This is a genomic window from Flavobacterium ardleyense (assembly GCF_042686085.1).
In the GTDB taxonomy this organism is placed as follows: Bacteria; Bacteroidota; Bacteroidia; order Flavobacteriales; family Flavobacteriaceae; genus Flavobacterium; species Flavobacterium ardleyense.
Genome location: NZ_JBHUOL010000003.1, coordinates 26,102 through 49,423, shown reverse-complemented (window position 1 = coordinate 49,423; position 23,322 = coordinate 26,102). Strand labels below are relative to the sequence as shown.

At 32.8% G+C, this 23,322-nt stretch carries 19 protein-coding genes and 1 pseudogene; 19 read left to right on the top strand and 1 reads right to left on the bottom strand.

Going from position 1 to position 23,322, the window contains the following annotated elements; all coding sequences use genetic code 11:
- Nucleotides 1-14: 14 nt before the first annotated feature.
- Both ACFSX9_RS00760 and ACFSX9_RS00755 read left to right on the top strand, forming a co-directional pair.
- Nucleotides 15-995, top strand: coding sequence for an SDR family oxidoreductase (locus ACFSX9_RS00760; RefSeq protein WP_379803168.1), 981 nt, complete (start codon nucleotides 15-17; stop codon nucleotides 993-995).
- Between the two features lie 316 nt (nucleotides 996-1,311).
- A complete protein-coding gene (locus ACFSX9_RS00755) occupies nucleotides 1,312-2,703 on the top strand; it encodes a UDP-glucose 6-dehydrogenase (protein ID WP_379803166.1) in 1,392 nt (463 codons plus the stop codon).
- A gap of 328 nt (nucleotides 2,704-3,031) precedes the next feature.
- Here ACFSX9_RS00755 and ACFSX9_RS00750 read toward each other — a convergent pair whose 3' ends face one another.
- Nucleotides 3,032-4,348 carry an OmpA family protein gene (locus tag ACFSX9_RS00750; RefSeq protein ID WP_379803164.1) on the bottom strand — a complete coding sequence of 439 codons (1,317 nt, stop codon included), beginning with the start codon at nucleotides 4,346-4,348 and terminating at the stop codon, nucleotides 3,032-3,034.
- 661 nt (nucleotides 4,349-5,009) lie between these two features.
- On the opposite strand from ACFSX9_RS00750, the gene ACFSX9_RS00745 reads away from it, so the two are divergent.
- The 17 genes and pseudogenes from ACFSX9_RS00745 (at nucleotide 5,010) to ACFSX9_RS00665 (ending at nucleotide 23,319) form a co-directional block, all read left to right on the top strand.
- Nucleotides 5,010-5,471 carry a UpxY family transcription antiterminator gene (locus ACFSX9_RS00745; protein ID WP_379803161.1) on the top strand — a complete coding sequence of 154 codons (462 nt, stop codon included), beginning with the start codon at nucleotides 5,010-5,012 and terminating at the stop codon, nucleotides 5,469-5,471.
- A 280-nt stretch (nucleotides 5,472-5,751) separates the two neighbouring features.
- Complete coding sequence (locus ACFSX9_RS00740) at nucleotides 5,752-6,258, top strand: ArsR family transcriptional regulator (protein WP_379803159.1); 507 nt, start codon at nucleotides 5,752-5,754, stop codon at nucleotides 6,256-6,258.
- Nucleotides 6,259-6,598: 340 nt separating this feature from the next.
- Complete coding sequence (locus tag ACFSX9_RS00735) at nucleotides 6,599-7,918, top strand: nucleotide sugar dehydrogenase (protein WP_379803157.1); 1,320 nt, start codon at nucleotides 6,599-6,601, stop codon at nucleotides 7,916-7,918.
- A gap of 136 nt (nucleotides 7,919-8,054) precedes the next feature.
- Nucleotides 8,055-9,197, top strand: coding sequence for an EpsG family protein (locus ACFSX9_RS00730; protein ID WP_379803155.1), 1,143 nt, complete (start codon nucleotides 8,055-8,057; stop codon nucleotides 9,195-9,197).
- Nucleotides 9,197-10,135, top strand: coding sequence for a hypothetical protein (locus ACFSX9_RS00725; protein ID WP_379803153.1), 939 nt, complete (start codon nucleotides 9,197-9,199; stop codon nucleotides 10,133-10,135). The genes ACFSX9_RS00730 and ACFSX9_RS00725 overlap by 1 nt, the downstream gene beginning before the upstream one ends.
- The gene (locus ACFSX9_RS00720) at nucleotides 10,104-11,519 is read left to right on the top strand and encodes an MATE family efflux transporter (protein ID WP_379803150.1); all 1,416 of its coding nucleotides are present in this window, start codon (nucleotides 10,104-10,106) and stop codon (nucleotides 11,517-11,519) included. The genes ACFSX9_RS00725 and ACFSX9_RS00720 overlap by 32 nt, the downstream gene beginning before the upstream one ends.
- A gap of 216 nt (nucleotides 11,520-11,735) precedes the next feature.
- On the top strand, nucleotides 11,736-12,857 hold the full coding sequence (locus ACFSX9_RS00715) for a glycosyltransferase family 4 protein (RefSeq protein WP_379803147.1): 1,122 nt from the start codon (nucleotides 11,736-11,738) through the stop codon (nucleotides 12,855-12,857).
- A 1-nt stretch (nucleotide 12,858) separates the two neighbouring features.
- Entirely contained in the window at nucleotides 12,859-13,899 is a 1,041-nt protein-coding gene (locus ACFSX9_RS00710) for a polysaccharide biosynthesis protein (RefSeq protein WP_379803145.1), read from the top strand.
- Between the two features lie 239 nt (nucleotides 13,900-14,138).
- Nucleotides 14,139-14,546, top strand: coding sequence for a cupin domain-containing protein (locus ACFSX9_RS00705; protein WP_379803142.1), 408 nt, complete (start codon nucleotides 14,139-14,141; stop codon nucleotides 14,544-14,546).
- 204 nt (nucleotides 14,547-14,750) lie between these two features.
- Nucleotides 14,751-15,869 (top strand): polysaccharide biosynthesis C-terminal domain-containing protein, encoded by a 1,119-nt coding sequence (locus tag ACFSX9_RS00700; protein WP_379803140.1) that lies wholly within the window; start codon nucleotides 14,751-14,753, stop codon nucleotides 15,867-15,869.
- A gap of 112 nt (nucleotides 15,870-15,981) precedes the next feature.
- Nucleotides 15,982-16,368 (top strand): annotated as a pseudogene (locus ACFSX9_RS00695) (GxxExxY protein).
- 461 nt (nucleotides 16,369-16,829) lie between these two features.
- Entirely contained in the window at nucleotides 16,830-17,969 is a 1,140-nt protein-coding gene (wecB, locus tag ACFSX9_RS00690; protein WP_379803137.1) for a non-hydrolyzing UDP-N-acetylglucosamine 2-epimerase, read from the top strand.
- A gap of 1 nt (nucleotide 17,970) precedes the next feature.
- Entirely contained in the window at nucleotides 17,971-19,191 is a 1,221-nt protein-coding gene (locus ACFSX9_RS00685) for a glycosyltransferase family 4 protein (RefSeq protein WP_379803134.1), read from the top strand.
- A gap of 3 nt (nucleotides 19,192-19,194) precedes the next feature.
- Nucleotides 19,195-20,100: an NAD-dependent epimerase/dehydratase family protein gene (locus ACFSX9_RS00680; RefSeq protein WP_379803131.1), complete on the top strand. Its 906-nt coding sequence runs from the start codon at nucleotides 19,195-19,197 to the stop codon at nucleotides 20,098-20,100.
- A 3-nt stretch (nucleotides 20,101-20,103) separates the two neighbouring features.
- The gene (locus tag ACFSX9_RS00675; RefSeq protein WP_379803129.1) at nucleotides 20,104-20,655 is read left to right on the top strand and encodes a sugar transferase; all 552 of its coding nucleotides are present in this window, start codon (nucleotides 20,104-20,106) and stop codon (nucleotides 20,653-20,655) included.
- Between the two features lie 38 nt (nucleotides 20,656-20,693).
- On the top strand, nucleotides 20,694-21,281 hold the full coding sequence (locus ACFSX9_RS00670; RefSeq protein WP_379803126.1) for a sugar transferase: 588 nt from the start codon (nucleotides 20,694-20,696) through the stop codon (nucleotides 21,279-21,281).
- Between the two features lie 1,303 nt (nucleotides 21,282-22,584).
- Nucleotides 22,585-23,319: a tyrosine-protein phosphatase gene (locus ACFSX9_RS00665; RefSeq protein WP_379803123.1), complete on the top strand. Its 735-nt coding sequence runs from the start codon at nucleotides 22,585-22,587 to the stop codon at nucleotides 23,317-23,319.
- Nucleotides 23,320-23,322: the final 3 nt, after the last annotated feature.

The following is a 23,322-nucleotide window of genomic DNA, read 5'->3' as shown; positions in this document are numbered from 1 at the left end:
CAAAAATATAAGAAATGGTTAGATTAGAGCATAAAAATATATTAATTACGGGCGGTGCCGGATTCATCGGGTCAAATTTATGCGCTTATTTTTTAGAAAATAATAAAGTAGTGTGTTTGGATAATTTTGCAACGGGTCACCGTCACAATATTGAAAGATTTCTTTCTAATCCTAATTTCACGCTAATTGAGGGAGATATCAGGGATTTTGAAACCTGCGAAAAAGTTGCAACAGGAGTTGATTATGTGGTGCATCAAGCCGCTTTAGGAAGTGTGCCTCGTTCTATTAATGATCCTATTACGTCAAACGATGTTAATGTGGGTGGTTTTTTGAACATGCTGACTGCAGCAAGAAACGCAAATGTGAAACGTTTTATTTACGCTGCGAGTTCTTCTACTTATGGTGATTCAGAAAGTTTACCTAAGGTCGAAGATATCATTGGAAAACCGCTTTCACCTTATGCAGTTACAAAATATGTGAACGAATTATATGCCGATGTTTTTAGTAGAACTTACGGAATTGAAACTATTGGTTTGCGTTATTTCAATGTTTTCGGAAGAAATCAAGATCCAAATGGCGCTTATGCAGCAGTGATTCCGAAATTTGTTGCCCAATTTATGAACCACGAAAGTCCGGTGATTAATGGCGATGGTAATTTTTCACGAGATTTCACGTATATTGATAATGTGATTCAAATGAATGAATTAGCATTGTTAACCGACAATCCCGAAGCAGTAAATACGGTTTACAATACAGCATTTGGCGAACGCACGACTTTAAACGAATTGATCAACGGGCTAAAAGAATATTTGTCGGAATTTGATGCGGCAATTGCCAATGTGCCAATTATTTATGGTGAAAATAGAATTGGAGATATTCCACACTCGTTAGCAAGCATCGATAAAGCAAAACAATTACTAGGCTACCAACCTGAATTTTCAATGAAACAAGGATTGAAAGAAGCAGTGAAGTGGTATTGGGAAAAGAAAGAGTAGTGTTCAGTTTTGAGTGATCAGTTTTCAGTTGAAGTGAATTGCGTAAAAGTTGTCAGTTGTCAGTTATCGGTTTAAGTATTTTGCGGAAAATTGTTCAGTTGAATTTGATTTCGCAATTTTTTTTAAACTTAAATGACTTATATGTTTATAATTACAAAGTTTATAGTGTAGTTTATTAAATTGTTTTAACTTATTTAAATTTTTAAAATTTCTTAACCTGAGCCTGAAAGTGCGAACTGACGAAGTAATCTGTGTTGAAAATGTTTTAGTTGCTATTGTAGCTAATTATTACCATTAAAGTCGATATAAAAAAGTTATGAAGATAAAAAGTATATGTTGTATTGGAGCGGGTTATGTAGGTGGACCAACGATGTCTATTATTGCACAAAAGTGCCCAGGTATAAAAGTTACGGTTGTTGATGTAAATGAAAAAAGAATTGCGGCTTGGAATCATCCGGATGTGAATAATATTCCGATTTATGAACCGGGATTGAGCGAAATAGTCGCAGAAGCGCGTGGAAGAAATTTATTTTTCTCTACGGAAGTAGACAAAGCTATTGATGAAGCGGAGATGATTTTCATTTCGGTCAATACACCTACCAAAACCTACGGAGTTGGGAAAGGAATGGCAGCCGATTTAAAATACATCGAATTGTGTGCACGTCAAATTGCTAGAGTGGCAAAAACAGATAAAATTGTGGTAGAGAAATCTACTTTACCAGTTCGAACAGCTAGCGCGATAAGAGACATTTTAGACAATACGGGAAATGGTGTAAATTTCCAAATCCTTTCGAATCCTGAATTTTTAGCGGAAGGAACAGCAGTGGAAGATTTATTGGCTCCGGACAGAGTTTTGATCGGTGGAGATTCTACGGCTGAAGGACAAGAAGCTATTGCTGAATTAGTGGCTATTTATGCCAATTGGGTTCCGAGAGATAAAATCTTAACTACTAACGTTTGGTCTTCAGAGTTATCAAAATTAACAGCAAATGCTTTTTTGGCCCAACGTGTTTCGTCCATAAACGCAATGAGTGAATTGTGCGAAAAAACAGGCGCCGATGTAAATGAAGTCGCAAAAGCTATTGGATTAGACAGCCGTATAGGGTCGAAGTTTTTAAAAGCTTCAGTTGGATTTGGGGGTTCTTGCTTTCAAAAAGATATTTTGAATTTAGTTTACATTGCAAAAACATACGGATTGAATGAAGTAGCTGATTATTGGGAACAAGTCATCATTATGAACGATCACCAAAAACGCCGCTTTGCTAAAAACATCATTAAGACTTTGTATAATACGGTTTCAGGAAAGAAAATCACTTTCTTGGGTTGGGCTTTCAAAAAAGACACCAACGACACCCGTGAGTCGGCAGCGATTTACGTGGCCGATGATTTATTAGCGGAACAAGCTGAAATCTGTGTTTATGATCCAAAAGTAGAGTTTGAGCAAATCCAAACAGACCTGAACTATTTAGAAACACGCTCCGAAACTTTGAACGGAAGTGGAGTGCAAGTAAAAACTGATGTGTATGAAGCTTGCCATAACGCACATGCTATAGCAGTTTTAACGGAATGGGATGAATTCAAAACCTACGATTGGCAAAAAATATACGACAATATGCTGAAACCTGCTTTCGTCTTTGACGGAAGAAACCTGCTAGACAAAACTACTTTAGAGAAAATCGGTTTTATTTATCAAGCCATCGGGAGTTAAAACGTTGCGACAGCAATGTTAAGAGGGGAAAGCATGAAAATATATTCAAACTACAAAAAAATCAACCATTTAAGGAGTTTATAGGTTTTAATTTAACTTGTTTTTTGCTGAATTATTCTATATAAAAAAAGATACCTGACAGGTTTTAAAACCTGTCAGGTATCTTTTTTTATACTATTTCACTTCCACAATCTACTTCACATCTTGTTCGGATTCTTGCTGCCCTCCTTCGGATGGGCTGGGGGAGGATTTCGCAATTCCCGTTCAACCAAAAAAAAACCGGTACACTACTTAAAGTGTACCGGTTTCTGTATTTTAGATACTATTTCTATTTTTTAATAAGCTCGAAAGAAACTCTTCTTGCTAATTGTAAACCTGTTTTAGAACTTTCATCCATTGTTTTGTCTTCACCTTGACCTACTATCTCTAAGCGACTAGCGTCAACTCCTGATTGTGTTATGAAGTTAGTTACGTTCTGAGCTCTTCTTTTTGCTAAATCAGCATTATGTGACTCAGATCCTGTAGAATCAGCGTATCCTTTTACACGAACACTAGCTCCTTTGTTATTTTTAAGGAAATTAATTATGTAATATATACTGTTTGCCGAAGCTTCATTTGGTGTGTCTTTATCAGTGTCAAAGAAAACATTGATAATCCCTTCTTCAATTAAAGCTTTATTTAATGCATCTTTATCATAAGTTGCAGGGTCTTTTTTTCCATCTCTCGGCTCTAATTCGTCTGGGACACCATTTTTATTTACATCGATAGCTCTTCCTTTTGTATCGACAGCAACACCACCAACAGTATTAGGTTCTACATCTAAGTAATCTGGAACACCATCGCGATCAGTATCTTGCATCATAAGTTCAATTTCTTCAACCTTATCTGATAAATAAGCTAATTCAAGCTCTTTTTGACTTTTGATTTCTTTCCAATCTCCATGCATCTTATCAGATCCAAATGAGTAAGAAAGACCAAGAGATAAATTAGTGTTCTTTCCCTTTAAATTACCATTGGTTACAGTAGTCCCATCCCAATTCATATGTTGTCTGTAGTTATAATACATACTTACGTCTGCGAAAAGGGCTAATTTAGATGTAATTCTTAATTGAGGAGTAATTCCTGCTACAAATCCACCATGATACTCTGTGTTGTTATAATTTGGATTAGCAACTTGTCCTAGAACTGGATCAAACATCATATTTGTTTTCGATTTTAAACTTCCAACATGGATTCCTCCATGTAAAAGCAAGCCTATTCTTGATGCTGGGCTAAAATCTAAAACTCTAGCAGCGTTAACAACTCCTTGAAAAGCTAAATTATAATGTTCAGTTTCATAGGAAAGACTTGTTTTGTCGCTATCTGTATATGTTCCGTAAGCTAAGCTCGCTTTGAAACCAAACTTAGGTGTAACCATGTATCTTAAACCTAAATCAAAATTGTTAATTTTAAAATGACTTAGAACGTGCTTACTATCACCTGGATTAAATCCAGTACCATAAGAATAATTTCCGTCACTAAATCCGGTCATTGCTTCAACTGTCCAACGATTGTAATTGTTTAAAGTGTCGTTACTACTTCCTTTTTCTTGTGCACTAATCTGCAATGTAATAAATAGACTAGATAACAATAATAAATACTTCATGCTTTTCTTTTTTTTAATTTAGCCGCAAAAATACGTATTTTCTGACTATTTTCGGGTATTTATTTTATGTTTTTTCAAAACCTTAGCTTTATAAACTACAGACTTAAGTGATTAATTAGCAAAACACAACTTTAGGATTTATAAAAGAAAAGTTTTGACATAATTAGAATAAAATATAAAACTTTGGATACTTTTGTTTGAATAGTTATTAGATTAGTTAGTTAAATTGCTGATTTTTAAAGGATTATTTTGGTCTTGGTGTTTTGTAAAACTAATCTTTCTTAGAGGGAGAGGGTTGATTATTGATGTTGAAAGGAATAATATATGTTAAGTAAGTGTTGACTATTCAAACAAATTATAAGTTCCGATTAAATGTTTATTTAGTTTCGATTCACGTCACTATATTAAGAATTTCGTCTTTTAAACAGGAAATATTATGCTTTTTCTAAAGAAATTAGAAGGAATTATTTTATCGTTATTTATCTTATTGTTCTAAATTTAATTATTTTCGAACTAGTTTTGTAAGCCGATATGATGCTATTAAAGATAAGTTCCTTTCTTAATTTCCTCGTTTTTTATATACATTTGCAGAATAATGAAGAATGCATTTATGATTTTTTAGCTGTAATGAAAAATCTCTGACGTAATAAATAAGGAAAGGATGAAGAAATGGTATGTGCTTTATACAAAAGCCCGAAACGAGAAAATCGTGTCGGATCGTTTATCAAAACTTGGTATAGAGAATTACTGTCCATTAATTACAGAGTTAAAGCAATGGAGCGATCGAAAGAAAAAAGTAGAGAGGCCTTTGTTTTCTTCTTACGTTTTTGTTTTTATTGAAGATAGTAAGCGAGACTTGGTGTTTACAGTGTCAGGGGTTGTGCGTTATTTGTTTTGGTTAGGGAAGCCTGCCGTTGTTAATTCGAATGAAATGAAAGAACTTAAAGAGCACTTGTCTTCTAATTATAATTCTATCGTATTAGAATCAATAGAACTCGGATCAAAATTAAAGATTGATAAAGGTTTCTTCAAAGGTTTTGATGCAACGGTGGAAGAAGTTCGAAATAATACTGTTAAGTTGTATTTGGAGGCTCTTGGAGTAATTGTCATTATTGATAAATGATGATGTTGTAAGAGGTGTTTTGTATGTTGTCGATTTTAAGACTGGGAAATTTTAGTCAATATGTGATTTTATAATTTTTAAGTCTGTCAAAGTGAATAAAAGGAGGAACGTAATTCCTCATTAAGCTAAAATTTAATTAAGTTGTAGAATTTGATTATTAAATTCGTGTTATTGTATAATTAAGATCTTATCGGATTTAAATGACTATTTGTCGATAAAAAGCTATAATTCTTTTGCATATAAATAATATTGAGTACTTTTGTTACTCAGTAATAATTCCATGTTAAACGACCTCATAACTTCTAAAACCCGCTTGCAACTGCTTATAAAGTTTTTTATAAGTGCTGCTAATTCTGGCTATTTGAGAGGTTTGGCTCAAGAAATGGATGAGAATACTAATGCCATTCGAAAAGAATTAAACCATCTTAGTGATGCAGGTTATATTCTTCGCGATACTACCACAAGTAAGATCATGTACCGCGCCAATACGGCTCATCCTTTATTTTCGACCTTGCAACAGTTGGTTCGCAAGCATTTGGGTATTGACGAAATTATCACTCAAGTAATGGAACGAATGGGTGAAGTTTCTAAAATTTATCTTACGGGCGATTATGCACAAGGAATCGATTCGGGAACTATCGCAGTAGTAGTTGAAGGTATTAATGTAAATGAAGAATATTTAGTGCAATTGGCGCCAAAAATAGAAAAAGAAATAAAGAAAGTAGTACAATTTACCGTTACACCTGAATTTACAGGAAGCGGATTGTTGATATTCGAAAACAAATAGGTAGAGACGCGATTTATCGCGTCTTTTCTAGAATAAAAAAATACAAAGAGATCCGATTTATCGCTTCTCTTATAAATAATAATATGATTTTGTGAGCACCATTTGTGTGACTCACCAGGCGAAGCCGTGAGAAAATGTATAGTGTAAGAATGTATATTGTATACTAAAAAATTGTATGTTGACTTTGGCAATTAACGCCTACTGATATAGTCTTAAAAAGTTAAAACATTCCCATACACGGACAATCAGACTACATTTTACATTATAAAATTCGGATTTTACAGCTCACAAGACACAATATACAACAAGCAACACACGTTATAAAACCTAATAAAAATTTATGAAAAAAATAGCCATTATAGGCTTAGGCTACGTTGGCCTACCTTTAGCACGATTATTCGCAACGAAATATCCAGTAGTTGGATTTGATATCAATGCACCTCGTATTAAAAAATTAAACCAAGGAATAGACGACACCTTAGAAATTTCAGAAGCGCTATTGAAAGCGGTGTTAAAACAAGAAAATGATGACGCCAATGGTTTGTATAACAGTTGCGATATGGCGGACCTGCAAACGGCTTCCGTTTTTATAGTGACCGTTCCCACGCCTGTGGACAAAAATAACCGTCCCGATTTAACGCCTTTGTACAAAGCGAGTGAGACTGTGGGCAAAGTCTTGAAAAAAGGCGACATCGTAATTTATGAATCTACGGTATATCCAGGCGCTACCGAAGAAGAATGTATTCCGGTATTGGAACGCGTTTCGGGCTTGACCTTTAATGTAGATTTCTTTGCAGGTTATTCACCAGAGCGTATTAATCCAGGTGATAAAGAACATACGGTAGATAAAATATTAAAAGTGACTTCGGGTTCTACTCCGGAGATTGGCTTGCAAGTTGATGCCCTTTATAAAAGCATTATTACGGCAGGCACCCATTTAGCACCAACCATTAAAGTGGCGGAAGCAGCTAAAGTAATTGAGAATGCGCAACGCGACATCAACATTGCGTTTGTCAACGAATTAGCAAAAATTTTCAACTTGTTGGAAATCGATACGCACGCTGTTTTAGAAGCTGCCGGAACTAAATGGAATTTCTTAAACTTCAAACCGGGATTAGTGGGCGGGCATTGCATTGGAGTAGATCCGTATTATTTAGCCCAAAAAGCACAAGAAGCAGGCTATCATCCCGAAATTATTTTAGCAGGAAGACGCTTGAATGATTCTATGGGCGATTATGTAGCGTCTCAAGTTGTGAAATGCATGATACGCGAAAATATACATGTTAACGCCGCCGAAATCTTATTGTTAGGGATAACGTTCAAAGAAAATTGCCCAGACGTGCGCAATACTAAAATTGTTGATGTGATAAAGGCTTTAAAGGCCTACAATGTCAACGTCACAATTTACGATCCGTGGGCAAACCCCGCAGAAGTAATGCATGAATATGGTTTAGTATGTTATTCGGAACTTCCCGAAAATTTTCATGCTGAAAATCAATCTTGTCATGCTGAACTCGTTTCAGGAGCTAAGTACGACGCCATTGTCCTAGGTGTAGCCCACAACGAATTCTTAACATTAGATGTATCAGCCCTCAAGAAGGAGAAAGCTATAGTTTATGATGTTAAAGGCGTTCTAGAAAATGTCGATGGTAAATTATGATATTTCTTAAGAAAATTTATGTGCTCCAATAGTTCCAATGAAAGTATAAGGATTAAGCAAGTTAATTTGTTTAGTTCTTAAAACATTTTTTAAAGGTGTATTAATCATCTGTTTAACTTTAAAACTCAAGTTTTATATGATATACATAATTATTTTTCTTTTAATTTTTTTCTTTCTATTCGTTAATAAAATTAAAAAAAATACGGAAGTAGAATATTTACTATTGCTTATTGTATTTGTTTCTGTCGCAGGATTTAGATACCGAGTAGGTGGAGATAGTTTAGCTTATGAGAATTATTTTATTGATTTACCTAAGTTTAATGAACTATCTGATTTCGATTTTACAAATGCACCGTATGAGTTTTCTTGGTACTTATTCAACGCAATATCGAAAATAATAGATGACAGTTTTGTTACATTTCAAATTTTACACGCTTTAATAATTAACACTGTTTTATTTTGGTTTATTAGAAAATATTCTCAGAATAAGTGGCTTTCATTGCTTTTATATTTTTTCATCAATTATCTCTATTTTAATATGGAGATTCTTCGAGAAAGTCTTGCTATTGCTACCTTTTTATTAGCAGTGCCTTCTTTATTACAAAAAAAATGGATTATATATATACTTCTTTGCTTAATTGCATGTACTTTTCATTCATCTGCATACATCACTATTGTTTTTCCTTTCTTGCTCCGACAATGGAAGGGATGGCAAACACTACTTATATATTTAACAATTACACTAGTTTTTGCGTTCTTCTCACCTGGAGAAATATTTTCAAGTTTGAATTTAGGAGTTAATTTGGAAAAGAAAGCAAATCTTTATATTAGTATTCAAGTTACTTTACTTGGTTTTTTATCAAGTCTTCTTAAATTATTGCCTTTCTTCTGGATTTATTATCTGCGGAAAAAAAATAATATTTCGCATTATTTTGACAAACTTATTTACATATATCTAATGTTAGGTTTTATGGCTTGTTTCATAGGTGGGTTTTATAGGTTTCAAAACTATTTATCTATTGTAGCATTAATCTATGTAGCAGACTCAATAATTTTATTTCAAAGAAATAGATCTCGAAATCAATACAAAATAATTGGTTTTCAGATGATGATATATTTAATGTTCGCGAATCAGATTCTTTACTTTGGAAGAAGTACTTCAGAATATGAGCCAGGTACTCATTTTTATAATCGTTACTACCCGTATCACACTATTGCAGATCCGAAGATCGATAATAAAAGAGAAAGGTTGTTTTTTAATTCAATGGAAAAGCAATAATGAAAAAAATTTTATTCTTAACTAATAAGGGGTATTTTACAAAAAAAATTGAGGAGCAAAAAATTGACGTAATATGGGCTTTTAGAAATATTTGGAGCGTATTCAAAATTTTTAGAATTGCACATTTTAATTCAAAATTAAACTTTAAGCACATATGGTTTATAAAATTTGCCGATCTCAATAGTTATGATATTATCATAGTATCTGCAAATGAATTCTCTGTTTATTTAATACCATACATTACAAAAAAACTTAATAACAATTCAACTCGCTTAATATTTTGGTATTGGAATCCCGTAAAGCCAGCATACAATCCAAATTTAGTTTCAAAAGAGTGGGAAAAATGGACCTTTGATAAGGATGATAGTGTGAAATACAATTTGCATTATAATGGCACATACTACTTTCCTCCTGAAATAATTAAGTCATCTACATTAACAAATGATATTTTTTTTATTGGACTTGATAAAAATCGTTATAAAGAATTAGCCGAGTTAAAAAACATTTTTGATACATTTGGTTTAAAGAGTGATTTTCATATTGTAGGTAATAAGAAAATTTTTGGCCAAAGCAAAAAAAAATACAAAGCAGCTATTCCTTACGAAGAAGTGATTGAAAAAATAAGTTGTTCCAAAGCAATACTTGAAGTGATGCAAAGTGGGCAAACTGGTTTAACATTAAGGACTATGGAAAGCCTGAGTTATGGTAAAAAGTTAATCACAACTAACCAATCAATTAAAGATTACAACTTTTATAAAAAAGAAAATATTTTTATTTTAGGAATTGATAATATGCAGGGCTTATATTCATTCATAAATACGCCATACTTAAAACTGCCCTCGGAGATTGTTGAACAATATAATTTTGAAAATTGGAAGAGCAGATTGCTAAACAACCTCACACTAGATGATGACTTTAAAGAAAACATTTGTAAGTAACCTTGTCTTCTCATTCGGCACTCAAGTTGTATCCATTGTAGTAAGTTTGATTATGACACTTGGTATACCAAAAATTTTAAATATACAAGATTTTGGTTTCTGGCAATTGTTCATTTTTTATTCAGGTTTTATTGGTTTTTTCCAATTAGGGTTAAGTGATGGGATGTACCTAAAATATGGTGGCAAACAATTTGAACTTATCAATAAGGTTATTATCAAATCCGAAATTTTATATTTTTTATTCTTCCAAATAGGAATGAGTCTGATTATTGTTATTTATTTGCTTTTTGCTGAATTGACCTACCCTCGAATGTACGTGTTGTTAGCCTTTTCTATATATTCGATAATTGGAAACTTAATAACTTGGCTTGGCTTTTTACTTTTAGCCACAAATAATATAAAGAGGTACTCAAAGTCAGTCTTAATTGAAAAGCTAATTTTTGTAATATTATTATTATTAATATTTTTAAATAATAATTTCTCCTTATATAGCATAATAGTGATCTTTATAATAAGTAAGGTTTTTAATTTGGTTTATTTAATGTACTTGTATGAAAGTTATAGTAAAATTAAAGTTTTAAGTTTTAAAAAAACTTTAAGGTTCATTAAGTCCGATATATCAGCTGGCTCGGTACTCATGATGTCTAACATCGCAAGTACTTTAATACTCGGAATTGGTAGATTCACAATTGACAATAAATGGGGTATTGAGGTTTTTGGTAAAGTGTCTTTAGCATTATCAGCAACGTATTTTTTCTTATTGCTGTTAAACCAAATTAGCTTTTCTTTATTTCCGATGTTAAGAATGATAAAATTAAGTAGTCAACAAATAATTTTAAAATCAGGGAGCTACTTAATGAGCAATCTTCTTATGGCTATCTTTGTTTTTTATTATCCTACAGTTTTTTTTTTAAAATTATGGATTCCACAGTACCAAGAGAGTTTAGATTACCTAATGGTTTTAATGCCTATTTGTCTATTCGAAGGTAAAATGCAGATGATTAATACTACTTATTTTAAAACTTTAAAAAAACAGAACGCCCTGTTTTTTATTAATATATCTGTATTGGCATTAAGTATTATTTTGACTTTAATTAGTGCTTACTTTTTCGAGAGTATACATGCTATTCTATTTTCAATGTTAATTTGTTTGACAGTACGTTATATTATTAGCTATCTTTTTTTAATTAAAATTTTTAATTTAAAGAGAGATTTACAAATCGTAGTAGAATTACTCATGTCAACTGTTTTTATTTTATCGATTTGGTATTTTGAGCCACTCATATCTTTAATTATTTATTCAAGTTTCTTCTTGTTATATATAGTTATAACGAAGAAAATTTTAATCAAAGAATTTAGAAACCTAACAAAATTAAAAATCTAACTATTTAAGAAGATAGATTTTATTGCTTATTAAAGGTCTGATATGATAGGAATGTAAAGAAAAATGGAGAAGGATCTGATTTTTTTTCATCAATAAGTGAAGCTAAAATCTCTTAGTATAATACTATAGTTATAATTGTAAGTTAACTTGATTATAAATATTGTAAAGGATAGTTTTAAATAATTTTAAAGTAAATGATTAAATTAAAGTGTTTTTATGAATGAATTTATAGCAAATAAAAAGAAGGTACTCTTTGTCGGCTCATTTAAAGAGACTTCTAAAAGCGGGGGGGTTGGAGGGCAAATGTTTGCGTGCAAAACAATTATAAATAGTGAATTAAGTTCTTTTATTAATTGGACTTTAATTGACACAACTGCAGATAGCAATATTCTAGCTAGCAAAATAAAACGTTTACGAAAAGCTATGCTTAGATTGTTTAAATTCATCTATTATATGATTTTTTTTAAACATGACTATATTTTGATTTTTGTTGCAGATGGTTTAAGTTTTTGGGAAAAAGGATTGATGGGATTAATTGGCAAAGTCTTTACAAGAAGCAAAATAATTATAGCACCACGATCTGGTTTAATTACTAATGATATTAACAATAAAGGAAGTTTAAAAACTTTTATAGAATATGTCTTTAAAAAAGTTGACATTGTTATTTGTCAAAGCAAAAGCTGGCAAGTGATATTTGAAAAATTAGCAGGTGAAAATAAATCTAAATTTATCATAATAGAAAATTTAATTGATTATGATAAATATAAAAGCATACAAGTGAGGGATTTGAGAAAAAATGAAAAGGTAGTTGTTTTATTTATGGCTTGGGTTACCAGAAATAAGGGTATTTTTGAACTCGTCGAAGCAGTAAAAATGTTAAAGAATGACAATTGTAATTTTAAATTAATTATCGCTGGTTTGGGAGAGGATTATGAAGTGATTGTTGATGAAGTGGAAAAACAAGGATTAAGTGATTTTGTTGATTTTCGAGGATGGGTATTGGGTGATAAAAAACTAAAAATTTTAGAAGAAAGCGATATATTTGTTTTGCCTACTTATTTCGACGGATATCCCAACTCACTTATGGAAGCGATGGCTTCGGGTAAAGCATGTATTGGGACAAAAGTAGGATCTATTCCAGATATAATAAATGATTGTAAAAATGGTATTCTGATAGAAAAGCAAAATGTAAAGGAACTATATCATAGTCTAAAATATTTAATTCACAATGATGAAATTCGTTTAAAGATGGGTAGTATAGCTAGAGATAATATTAGGGAAATTAATTCTATACCTGTCGGTATCTTAAAATATAAAAAAATATTCAGTATTCAGTGATATGAAAATACAAAACAAAACCTTACTAATAACCGGTGGAACAGGTTCTTTTGGGAACGCGGTCTTAAATCGTTTTTTACACACGAATCATTTCAGTGAAATTCGCATTTTTTCTCGTGATGAGAAAAAACAAGATGACATGCGGAACCAACTTAAAAATGATAAATTGAAATTTTACATTGGTGATGTTAGAGATTATGCAAGTGTAGAAAGAGCTATGCGTGGCGTGGATTATGTATTTCATGCTGCAGCTTTAAAGCAAGTGCCTTCTTGTGAATTTTTCCCTTTAGAAGCTACTAAGACCAATGTGTTTGGAACCCAAAATGTAATTGATGCCGCCGTTGCTAATGGTGTTGCAAAAGTTATTTGCTTAAGCACCGACAAAGCAGCTTATCCAATTAACGCCATGGGAATATCCAAAGCTTTAATGGAAAAAGTAGCGGTTGCTGCATCCAGAAATATTCGTGATAATAAAACTACGGTTTGTCTAACACGTTATGGGAATGTAATGGCTTCAAGAGGTTCGGTAATTCCTTTATTTTTAAGTCAGATTAAAGCAGGAAACACGCTAACAATTACGGATCCTAAAATGACACGTTTTTTAATGTCATTAGATGAAGCAGTTGAATTAGTATTATTCGCTTTTGAACATGGAAATCAAGGTGATTTATTCGTCAACAAAGCCCCCGCAGGAACTATTGGCGATTTATCTCAAGCATTGAAAGAACTTTGCAACGCTACAAATGAAGTAAAAGTAATTGGAACGCGTCACGGTGAAAAATTATATGAAACTCTTTGTACCCGCGAAGAAATGGTGAAAGCCGAAGATATGGGTGAATTCTACAGAATCCCAGCCGATAACCGTGATTTAAATTATGCCCAATATTTTTCAGAAGGCGAACAAGATGTTTCTATAATTGAAGATTATCATTCGCACAATACAGAACAACTGGGTGTAGAAGGAATGAAGAAATTATTAGCACAACTACCATTAATACGAAAAGAAGTTTTTGGAGAAGATGTGGAGCAAATGCCGGGGTAGGAAGTGATCAGTTGTCAGTATTCAGTTAAAAGTTTGTTTAAAAACAAATGTTCAGCAAAACAATAGTAACGATTCCTTTAAATCTTTTTAAATCTGCGTGAAAAAACTAACTTTTGCATATTTTAAAAAAGGACATTTAAATAAGGTAAACATAAAAATCCTTTAAATGGTTTTAAATCTGCCTGAAACAATTTTTCAGCTTATTCAAATTGGGTGTTAAAGTAAAATTATTTTAAGTTATGCAAAAGGGTCAAAAAATAATTCAAGGCAATACACATATAGATTCACGTGGCACAGTCCGATTTATAAATGATTTCGACATGAATAAAGTTGTTCGTATGTATGCCATAACACCTGAATTAGGAATAATCCGAGCTTGGCAAGGCCATCAAGTAGAAACCAAGTGGTTTTTTGTAGCAAAAGGTAGTTTTACTGTAAAGACAGTTGCCCTGGGGAATTTTGATGAAGTTAACACTTACACCATGAATGAAAACGAAAGTGAAGTTTTACAAATTCCAGGTGGCCATTACAACGGTTTCGAAGCCACCGAAAAAGGAAGTGTCCTAATGATCTTCTCAGACGCCAACCTAGAAGCCTCAAAAGCCGACGATATCAGACAAACCCTAGAATTTTTACCCTGGAATTAAAAAATCCTTTCTATCATTTCAATCCCTTTAAATCTGCGTGAAACAAACAGAGAAATAAAAAAGAATAAAATCCGCAACTATCCGCCTAATCAGCGTTATCCGCGTGCCATTAAAACATAAAAATCCGCAGCTATACGCCCAATCAGTGTAATCTGCGTGCCAATAATACCGCGTGCCAATAAACCCGCGTTCAAAATAGACAACATGTTAAAAATAGGAATAACCGGCCAAAACGGTTTCGTAGGAACTCATTTATTCAACACCCTAGGACTTCAGCCAGAAGTTTTTGAAAGAGTCCCTTTTGAGAAATCTTTTTTTGAAGACGGGAACGACATAGATGCTTTCGTATCGCAATGCGATGTAATTGTGCATTTAGCTGCACAAAACCGCCATAATGACCCAGAAGTTATTTATGAAATCAATTTAGGTTTAGTGAAAAGCTTAATAGCTTCATTAGAACGAACAAATAGTAAGGCTCACGTTATTATCTCTTCTTCATCACAAGAAGAACGAGATAATTTATACGGCAAATCAAAAAAAGAAGGAAGAGAATTATTGGCCAATTGGGCAGAAAAAGCAAATGCAACTTTTACAGGAATGATTATTCCGAATGTATTTGGACCATTTGGTCAGCCTTATTATAATTCGGTAGTCGCTACATTTTCACATCAAGTGGCTAATGGGGAAACGCCTAATATAGAAGTGGATGGCGATTTGAAATTGATTTATGTAGGCGAGTTGATTGCTGAAATTATTAAAGCTGTACAACAAAAAACTAATCAAGCACATTACATAGTTAATTATACAAGCGAAGCAAAAGTCTCAACGCTATTAGCTTTACTACAAAAATATAAAACCACTTACCAAGACAAAGGAGAAATCCCAGCCCTAAATAACACGTTTGAATTAAACTTATTCAATACGTTCAGATGTTACATGAACATCAAGGAACATTTTCCAGTAAAATTTACACAACATACGGATACAAGAGGTTCTTTTGTAGAAGTGATTCGTCTTGGCGTAGGTGGACAAGTTTCTTTTTCGACAACAGTTCCCGGAATTACAAGAGGAAATCATTACCACACCAGAAAAATAGAACGTTTTGCCGTAATCAAAGGAAAAGCATTAATTCAATTGAGAAAAATTGGAACGGATGAGGTTTTAGATTTCTATTTAGATGGGGAAGAACCAGCGTATGTGGATATGCCTATTTGGTACACCCACAATATTAAGAATATTGGTAATGAGGTGTTGTATACGAATTTTTGGATCAATGAGTTTTATGATGCGAATGATCCCGATACTTATTTTGAGAATGTGTAAATGATTTTTTTTGCACTCAGATTTAAAAGGATATAAAACGATAAAATGGTTTTTCCTTAAAAGATTAAATGTAAGTGAAGTTTAATGATTGAAATAATTACTAAAAAAAATTATGGAAATAGATGAAATAACTTATAAAATTAGAGGTTGTATCTTTAATGTTTACAATAATTTAGGTCCTGGATTATTTGAATCGGTTTATGAAGCTGCATTACTTTAGGAATTAGAAAAAGCAGGCTTAAAAGCTCAGAATCAAGTAGAATTAGCTGTCCATTATGATGGAATTATTCTAGATGTAGCTTTTAGAATTGACATTTTAGTAGAAGACAAAGTTTTAATAGAACTTAAATCAGTGGAAGAGCTCGTAAGACTTCACTATAAACAAGTTACTACCTATTTAAAATTATCGGATTTGCGAGTCGGTATTTTAGTAAACTTCAATACTGCTGAAATAAAAGATAATATTAAAAGGATTGTAAATAATTACGAGGAAAAGTAAATTTTAAAATCCTTTCAATCCTTTTAGACCTGCCAGAAAGAAATAGTAGATAAAGAATATTAAACAAAATATAAATAGTTAAGAGTAAAAATAAAGTTTAAAAAAATCCTTTGAATACTTTTAAATCTGCGTGAAACAAATAGCAGTTTAGAAATAGTAAATAAAATATAAATATTTAAGAGTAAAAGTAAAGTTTAAAAAACCATCGAATACTTTTAAATCTGAGTGAAACAAATAGTAGCTAAAGAATGTTAGACAAAATATAAATATTTAAGAGTGAAAATAAATTTTAAAAATCCTTTCAATCCTTTTAAATCTGCGTGAAATAAACGCAAGTTTAACAGTTATAAGTAAAAATCTGCAGTTATCCGCCCAATCAGCGTCATCTGCGTTCCATTAAAGTATAAAAATCCGCACCTATCCGCTCAATCAGCGTCATCAGCGTGCCAACATAATATAAAATGAAAAAATTAAAAGTTATCACCGTAGTAGGTACCCGACCAGAAATCATTCGTTTGTCAAGAGTAATTTGTGCTTTAGATGCTTCCGAAGCTATTGAGCACATTTTAGTACATACCGGCCAAAATTACGACTATGAATTAAACGAAGTATTCTTCGAAGACCTTGGAATTAGAAAACCAGATCATTTCTTAAATGCTGCGGGCTCTAATGCAACAACTACTGCAGGACAGATTTTGATAAATATCGATGCCGTTCTGGAAGAAATTAAACCCGATGCGTTTTTGGTTTTAGGAGATACCAACTCTTGTTTGTGTACTATTGCGGCGAAGAAAAGACACATTCCAATTTTCCACATGGAAGCAGGGAATCGTTGTTTTGACCAACGCGTGCCAGAGGAAACCAACCGTAAAATTGTCGACCATATTTCGGACATCAACATGACCTATTCTGACATTGCTCGAGAATATTTATTGAGAGAAGGATTGTCAGCCGATAGAATTATCAAAACAGGATCGCCTATGTTTGAAGTATTACATCATTATCTCCCACAAATAAAAAAATCAACAGTATTACAAAAATTGAATCTTGAAAAAGGGAAGTATTTTGTAGTGTCAGCACATCGAGAAGAAAACATCAGTTCCGAGAAAAATTTCAGTGGCTTGATGGAAAGTTTAAATCTAATTGCTGAAAAATATGGCTATCCTGTAATTGTTTCCACACATCCTCGTACCAGAAATATGATCGATAAGAAACAGATAAAAACACATGCCGGAATCCAATTCTTAAAACCACTTGGTTTTCACGATTACAATGCATTACAAGTGAATTCGTATGCGGTTTTGTCTGATTCAGGAACCATTAACGAAGAATCTTCAATTCTTAACTTTAGAGCGTTAAACATTCGTGACGCTCATGAAAGACCAGAAGCTATGGAAGAAACTTCTGTTATGATGGTGGGAATGAACACAGATCGTATCTTACAAGGCTTAATACAATTGCAAAGACAAACGATTGATGAAGAACGCAACTTTAGAAAAGTAGCGGATTACAGCATGCCAAATGTTTCGGAAAAAGTAGTTCGAATTATCATCAGTTATACAGATTATATCAAACGTGTTGTTTGGAGCGAAGCATACTAAAATGAAAATTCTAATTGTAACACAATATTTTTTTCCAGAAAACTTTAAAAGTAATGATTTGGCTTTTGAACTTCAAAAAAGAGGGCATGAAGTTACTGTTCTGACGGGAATACCAAATTATCCTGAAGGGAAAATTTTTGAAGGTTATGGTATTTTTAAAAGTCGTTCACAAGTAATGAAAGGAGTAAAAGTAAAGAGGGCATTTTTAATTCCAAGAGGAAATGGCGGGGGAGTTCGGTTACTAATAAATTATTATAGTTTTGCATTATTTGCTTCAATAAAAGCTTTTTTTATGGGATTAAATAAAAAGTACGATGCAATAATTGTTCACGAGCCTTCTCCAATTATGCAATATTATCCAGCTTATCTACTGAATAAAATTTGGAAAACTCCTGTTTATTTTTGGGTTATGGATTTGTGGCCAGAAAGTTTAGCTGTTGCAGGTGGGATTAGTAACAAATTTGTTTTAAGTTATTTTACAAGAGTAGTTGTAAAGTTTTATACTAATGCGGAGAAAATTTTAATCACATCAAAGGGTTTTCGGGAATCAATAAACAATAAAGGAAATTTTAATGAAAAAATAGTCTATTTCCCTAATTGGGCAGAAGATTCGATATCTGAAGGGAATAAGGACTTTCCTTTGCCTGAATTGCCAATTGGCTTTAAAGTTATGTTTGCAGGAAACATAGGCGAAGCACAAGATCTTGACAGTATAATGCAAGCAGCACTGCAACTTAGAAGCGATAAAAATATTAAATTTGTTATAGTAGGGGATGGCAGAAAAATGTCTTTTGTGAAAAGTTTTATAGCTGAAAACGATTTATCAGAAACCGTTTTTCTTTTAGGACGTTACCCTGTTGAGGCAATGTCGAGTTTTTTTGAAAAAGCAGATGTTATGCTGGTAACCTTGAAAAATGACCCCATATTTAATTTAACCGTTCCAGCTAAATTGCAAGCCTATATGAGTGCTTCTAAGCCAATTATTGGGATGTTAAATGGAGAAGGAGCAGCTAATATTTTAGAAGCAAATTGTGGATTTACAGTGTCAGCGGGTGACTACGATTCATTAGCAAAAACAATAATTAAAATATCAAAACTTTCAGAGGATGTATTAGAAGAATTAGGAAATAGTAGTAGACTTTATTATGAACGTAACTTTAGATTAAGTAATTGTATATCTAATTTAGAACTCATTCTTCAACAAAATCAACAAAATCTTTAAAAGATGGAAATAACAATAACTGGAGCTTCAGGATTTGTTGGGAGTAATATTTCAAAATATTTAGAAAAGCAAAATTTCACTATTCAACCCTTGTCGCTTCGCGAGGCAAATTGGAGAGATAAATTTAATGTAAATTCAGAGGCTATTATTCATTTGGCAGGAAAAGCGCACGACACTTCAAAAACGCAAGATATTGAGGAGTATTTTAGAATCAATACGGAGCTTACGATAGAAATTTTTAATCTATTTTTAAAATCCAATAATAAAGATTTTTTCTATTTTAGTTCTGTAAAAGCTGTCGCCGATACAATAGAGGATGTTCTAAAGGAAGAACAGGATGCTAATCCTTTAACTCCTTACGGTAAGTCTAAATTGAAAGCAGAACAATATATAACCTCCCAAAAACTGCCAGCAGGTAAAAGAGTTTTTATCATTCGACCTTGTATGATTCATGGACCTGGAAATAAAGGGAATTTGAATTTATTATATAAAATAGTAGAAAAAGGAATTCCATGGCCACTTACTAATTTTGAAAATCAACGCTCTTTTTTAAGTATTGAAAATTTATCATTTTTAGTAGTAAATATGCTGAAAAATTCAAATGTTAAATCGGGTGTTTATAATTTCGCAGATGATGGATCTTTATCGACAAATCAATTAATTACCTTGATTAATGAAGGCTTAAATAAAAAACCCCGATTTTTAAAGTGGAGCAAAAAATATATATTAAAATTAGCAAAAATTGGAGACACAATTCATCTTCCACTTAATTCAGAAAACTTAAAAAAGTTAACTGAGAATTATGTGGTTTCTAATAAAAAGATTAAACAGGAACTTTCAATTGAAAAATTACCAATTACCGTTTCAGAAGGGATTTTACAAACAATTAATAGTTTTAAAAATAAATAAATAATGATACGAATTCTTGACTTTATATTTTCATTTATAGGTGTAGTTCTTTTGTTGCCTGTGGGAATTGTGTTATATATTATAGGATTGTTCGATACAGGTTCTCCAATATTCGTACAAGAACGAGTGGGAAGACATAAAAAGCCTTTTAATTTATATAAATTTAGAACAATGCATGTTGACACCAAGTCTGTAGCTTCACATTTGTCAACTCAAGCATCAGTCACCAAATTTGGTGGATTCTTACGCAAGTCAAAATTAGATGAGCTACCTCAACTAGTTAACGTGTTAATTGGCGATATGAGTCTAGTAGGTCCTCGTCCCAATTTGTTCAATCAGATCGAATTAATTGAAGAACGAGACAAGCGAAATGTTTATGAAAGTTTACCCGGAATTACGGGTCTTGCTCAAAATAATAATATAGATATGTCTACACCAGAAAAGTTAGCAATAACAGATAAAAAAATGATTGAAGAGTTAACTATTTTCAATTACTTTAAATATATCATTGGAACTGTTACAGGAAAAGGACAAGGAGACCGCGTGGGAAAGTAATATTTATTTAAACCCATTAAATTTCATTCCTAATATAAATGCCCAAACGCCTCTTCGACCTCATTTTCGCATTAATAAGCGTAATTATCTTGGCAGGCTTGCTTTTATTGTCTTTGCTTTTGGCGAGTATCGACACTTATTCTTTCGGTTTGTTTTGGCAAGACCGCATTGGCCAACATGGGAAACGCTTTAAAATCTTCAAAATAAAAAGTCTGCACGACAGCACCAAAAAAGTTACAGCGTTTGGTCGGTGCTTACGAGCTTTCAAACTGGATGAATTGCCGCAACTACTTAATATTATACTCGGTCAAATGAGTTTTGTTGGCCCACGTCCAGACTTACCCGGTTTTGCCGATTTACTTCAAGGCAACGACCGCCAATTCCTCACCCTAAAACCCGGCCTCACCGGATTAGCTTCTCTAAAATACCGCAACGAAGAAACCCTTTTAGCCAAACAAGCCAGTCCCCAAAATTACAACGACACCGTCATCTGGCCAGACAAAGTACGTATCAATAATTGGTACAGCACACACCGCTCTTTTATAATGGATATCCAAATTCTTTTTTATACGGTTTTCCCTTTTTTAAGCTTTGACGTGGAGGAGTTTATGAATGAAAGAAGGTAAGTTTTGCCACAAAGAAACTAAGGCCCAAAGTTTCTTCATTAAAAAAAAAACACAAACCATTCCCATCTAGTTTGCTATCCTGAAAGGATCCCACCCAAACCAGTTCCAGAATCTACTTCAACCAACAACCGAGAACGTACAACATTACCCATAAGAGACCCTTAACAGGGTGACAAGATTGTGCGTAAGTTTAATACAAATAAAATCCACACCCTTTCACATAAACCATTCAAACCCAGTTTGTCATCCTGAAAGGATCCCACGCAAACCACTTCCAGAATCTACTTCAACCAACAACTTACAATTTACAACCGACAACATTACCCATAAGAGACCCTTGACAGGGTGACAAGATTGTGGGTAAGTTTAGTACAAATAAAATCCTCACCCTTTCACACAAGCCATTCACACCCAGTTTGTCATCCTGAAAGGATCCCACACAAACCACTTCCGTCTAGTTTGTCATTCTGTAAGGATCCCACGCAAACCACTTCCGGAATCTACTTCAACCGACAACTTACAACCGACAATATCACCCATAAGAGACCCTTAACAGGGTGACAAGATTGTGGGTAATTTTAGTACAAATAAAATCCACACCCTTTCACACAAACCACTTCCACCAAGTTTGTCATCCTGGAAGGATCCCCACACAAACAACTCCCAGATTCCAGGTAATATCTTTGTAGGTTCTTGCTCCCCTCCTTCGGAGGGGTTGGAGGAGGCTTTCCCAATCTACTTCCACAAAATTGTGATCCCGTTCGAAACTTCTTAGTTCGCAGTTACTCATATAAACTTAACAGCTAATACAAGACTGGTTTCACTACTAAATCTTTAAATAAATTTGGCATCAAGCTCCAACAATTTTTAAATTTGAAGGTGTTCTGATATAAGTTCACACTGATTTTAATTACCAATAGTGGCATTCCTAAGTAGATTTGATTGTAAATGTTTTAGTGTAATTAACATGAGTAGAAAGCTATTAAATTATGTAATGTTCATTTTCAGGAATTGCATTTTACCTGCAAGTAAACGGTTTATAAGTATCTTTTTTTTACTGTTGTACTTCAGATTACAGATAATAACCAAAATTCAATTAAACTTGTCATTTTAATTCTCTTAATTAGAGCTTTAATCGGTTGAAATTGCTAATGTAATAGACTTACTTCTAGGTAGATTTTTCTAAAACTTCTTCAGTTTTTGGTTGTGGTGCGAAATTATGGAGATGTTAAAGTTCATTGTATACCATGAAGTCCTTAAGTTGTTTCAGAAAGAATTCGTAATTTTGCCGAAATTCTAATATATGTTATCTTTATTTAAAACTAAACCAAAATTAGCTGAATTAATTCCTAACGGTTATGTTGACATACATTCGCATGCATTGCCAGGTATAGATGATGGTGCTAAAAACATGCAAGATTCAGATTTTTTACTGACTAGTATGTCGAGTTTAGGTTTTTCAAAAGTAATTACCACCCCTCATACTATGGGTAATGTTTGGAGTAATACTTCTGAGACCATAAATAATGCGCTTAATGACGTAAAAGTGAATTTATCTAGCATTTCAGAAAAAGTAAAATTGGAAGCTGCTTCCGAATATTTTTTAGATGAAAAGCTTATGGAGCTAGTACAGCAAAGTAAATTATTACCTTTAAAGGAGAACTATATTTTAGTAGAAATGTCATACTTAAATGCACCTATGCAGTTGTATGATTTTTTATTTGAACTGCAATTGAAGGGTTATCAGTTGATTTTAGCTCATCCTGAACGTTATAGCTTTTTTCATAATCGTAAAAAAGAATACGATAAATTAAAAAAAGCAGGCTGTATGTTTCAATTAAATCTATTGGCAACGGTTGGTTATTATGGAAAAGATGTCGCGCTTGTTTCAGATTATTTAATGAAAGAAGGTATGTACGATTTTGTAGGTTCAGATATTCACCATCAAAAACATCTTCAATCTTTTGGAGGTAAAATTATCGTTTCGCAACAAAAGGTTTTGCAACAACTCCTAGAAAACAATAAATTTTTTAAATAAGTA

Bases quoted from the DNA above. Each gene is read 5' to 3' on its own strand.
- ACFSX9_RS00760 (WP_379803168.1), top strand. From the start codon at position 15: ATGGTTAGATTAGAGCATAAAAATATATTAATTACGGGCGGTGCCGGA.
- ACFSX9_RS00755 (WP_379803166.1), top strand. From the start codon at position 1,312: ATGAAGATAAAAAGTATATGTTGTATTGGAGCGGGTTATGTAGGTGGA.
- ACFSX9_RS00750 (WP_379803164.1), bottom strand. From the start codon at position 4,348: ATGAAGTATTTATTATTGTTATCTAGTCTATTTATTACATTGCAGATT.
- ACFSX9_RS00745 (WP_379803161.1), top strand. From the start codon at position 5,010: ATGAAGAAATGGTATGTGCTTTATACAAAAGCCCGAAACGAGAAAATC.
- ACFSX9_RS00740 (WP_379803159.1), top strand. From the start codon at position 5,752: ATGTTAAACGACCTCATAACTTCTAAAACCCGCTTGCAACTGCTTATA.
- ACFSX9_RS00735 (WP_379803157.1), top strand. From the start codon at position 6,599: ATGAAAAAAATAGCCATTATAGGCTTAGGCTACGTTGGCCTACCTTTA.
- ACFSX9_RS00730 (WP_379803155.1), top strand. From the start codon at position 8,055: ATGATATACATAATTATTTTTCTTTTAATTTTTTTCTTTCTATTCGTT.
- ACFSX9_RS00725 (WP_379803153.1), top strand. From the start codon at position 9,197: ATGAAAAAAATTTTATTCTTAACTAATAAGGGGTATTTTACAAAAAAA.
- ACFSX9_RS00720 (WP_379803150.1), top strand. From the start codon at position 10,104: ATGATGACTTTAAAGAAAACATTTGTAAGTAACCTTGTCTTCTCATTC.
- ACFSX9_RS00715 (WP_379803147.1), top strand. From the start codon at position 11,736: ATGAATGAATTTATAGCAAATAAAAAGAAGGTACTCTTTGTCGGCTCA.
- ACFSX9_RS00710 (WP_379803145.1), top strand. From the start codon at position 12,859: ATGAAAATACAAAACAAAACCTTACTAATAACCGGTGGAACAGGTTCT.
- ACFSX9_RS00705 (WP_379803142.1), top strand. From the start codon at position 14,139: ATGCAAAAGGGTCAAAAAATAATTCAAGGCAATACACATATAGATTCA.
- ACFSX9_RS00700 (WP_379803140.1), top strand. From the start codon at position 14,751: ATGTTAAAAATAGGAATAACCGGCCAAAACGGTTTCGTAGGAACTCAT.
- wecB (WP_379803137.1), top strand. From the start codon at position 16,830: ATGAAAAAATTAAAAGTTATCACCGTAGTAGGTACCCGACCAGAAATC.
- ACFSX9_RS00685 (WP_379803134.1), top strand. From the start codon at position 17,971: ATGAAAATTCTAATTGTAACACAATATTTTTTTCCAGAAAACTTTAAA.
- ACFSX9_RS00680 (WP_379803131.1), top strand. From the start codon at position 19,195: ATGGAAATAACAATAACTGGAGCTTCAGGATTTGTTGGGAGTAATATT.
- ACFSX9_RS00675 (WP_379803129.1), top strand. From the start codon at position 20,104: ATGATACGAATTCTTGACTTTATATTTTCATTTATAGGTGTAGTTCTT.
- ACFSX9_RS00670 (WP_379803126.1), top strand. From the start codon at position 20,694: ATGCCCAAACGCCTCTTCGACCTCATTTTCGCATTAATAAGCGTAATT.
- ACFSX9_RS00665 (WP_379803123.1), top strand. From the start codon at position 22,585: ATGTTATCTTTATTTAAAACTAAACCAAAATTAGCTGAATTAATTCCT.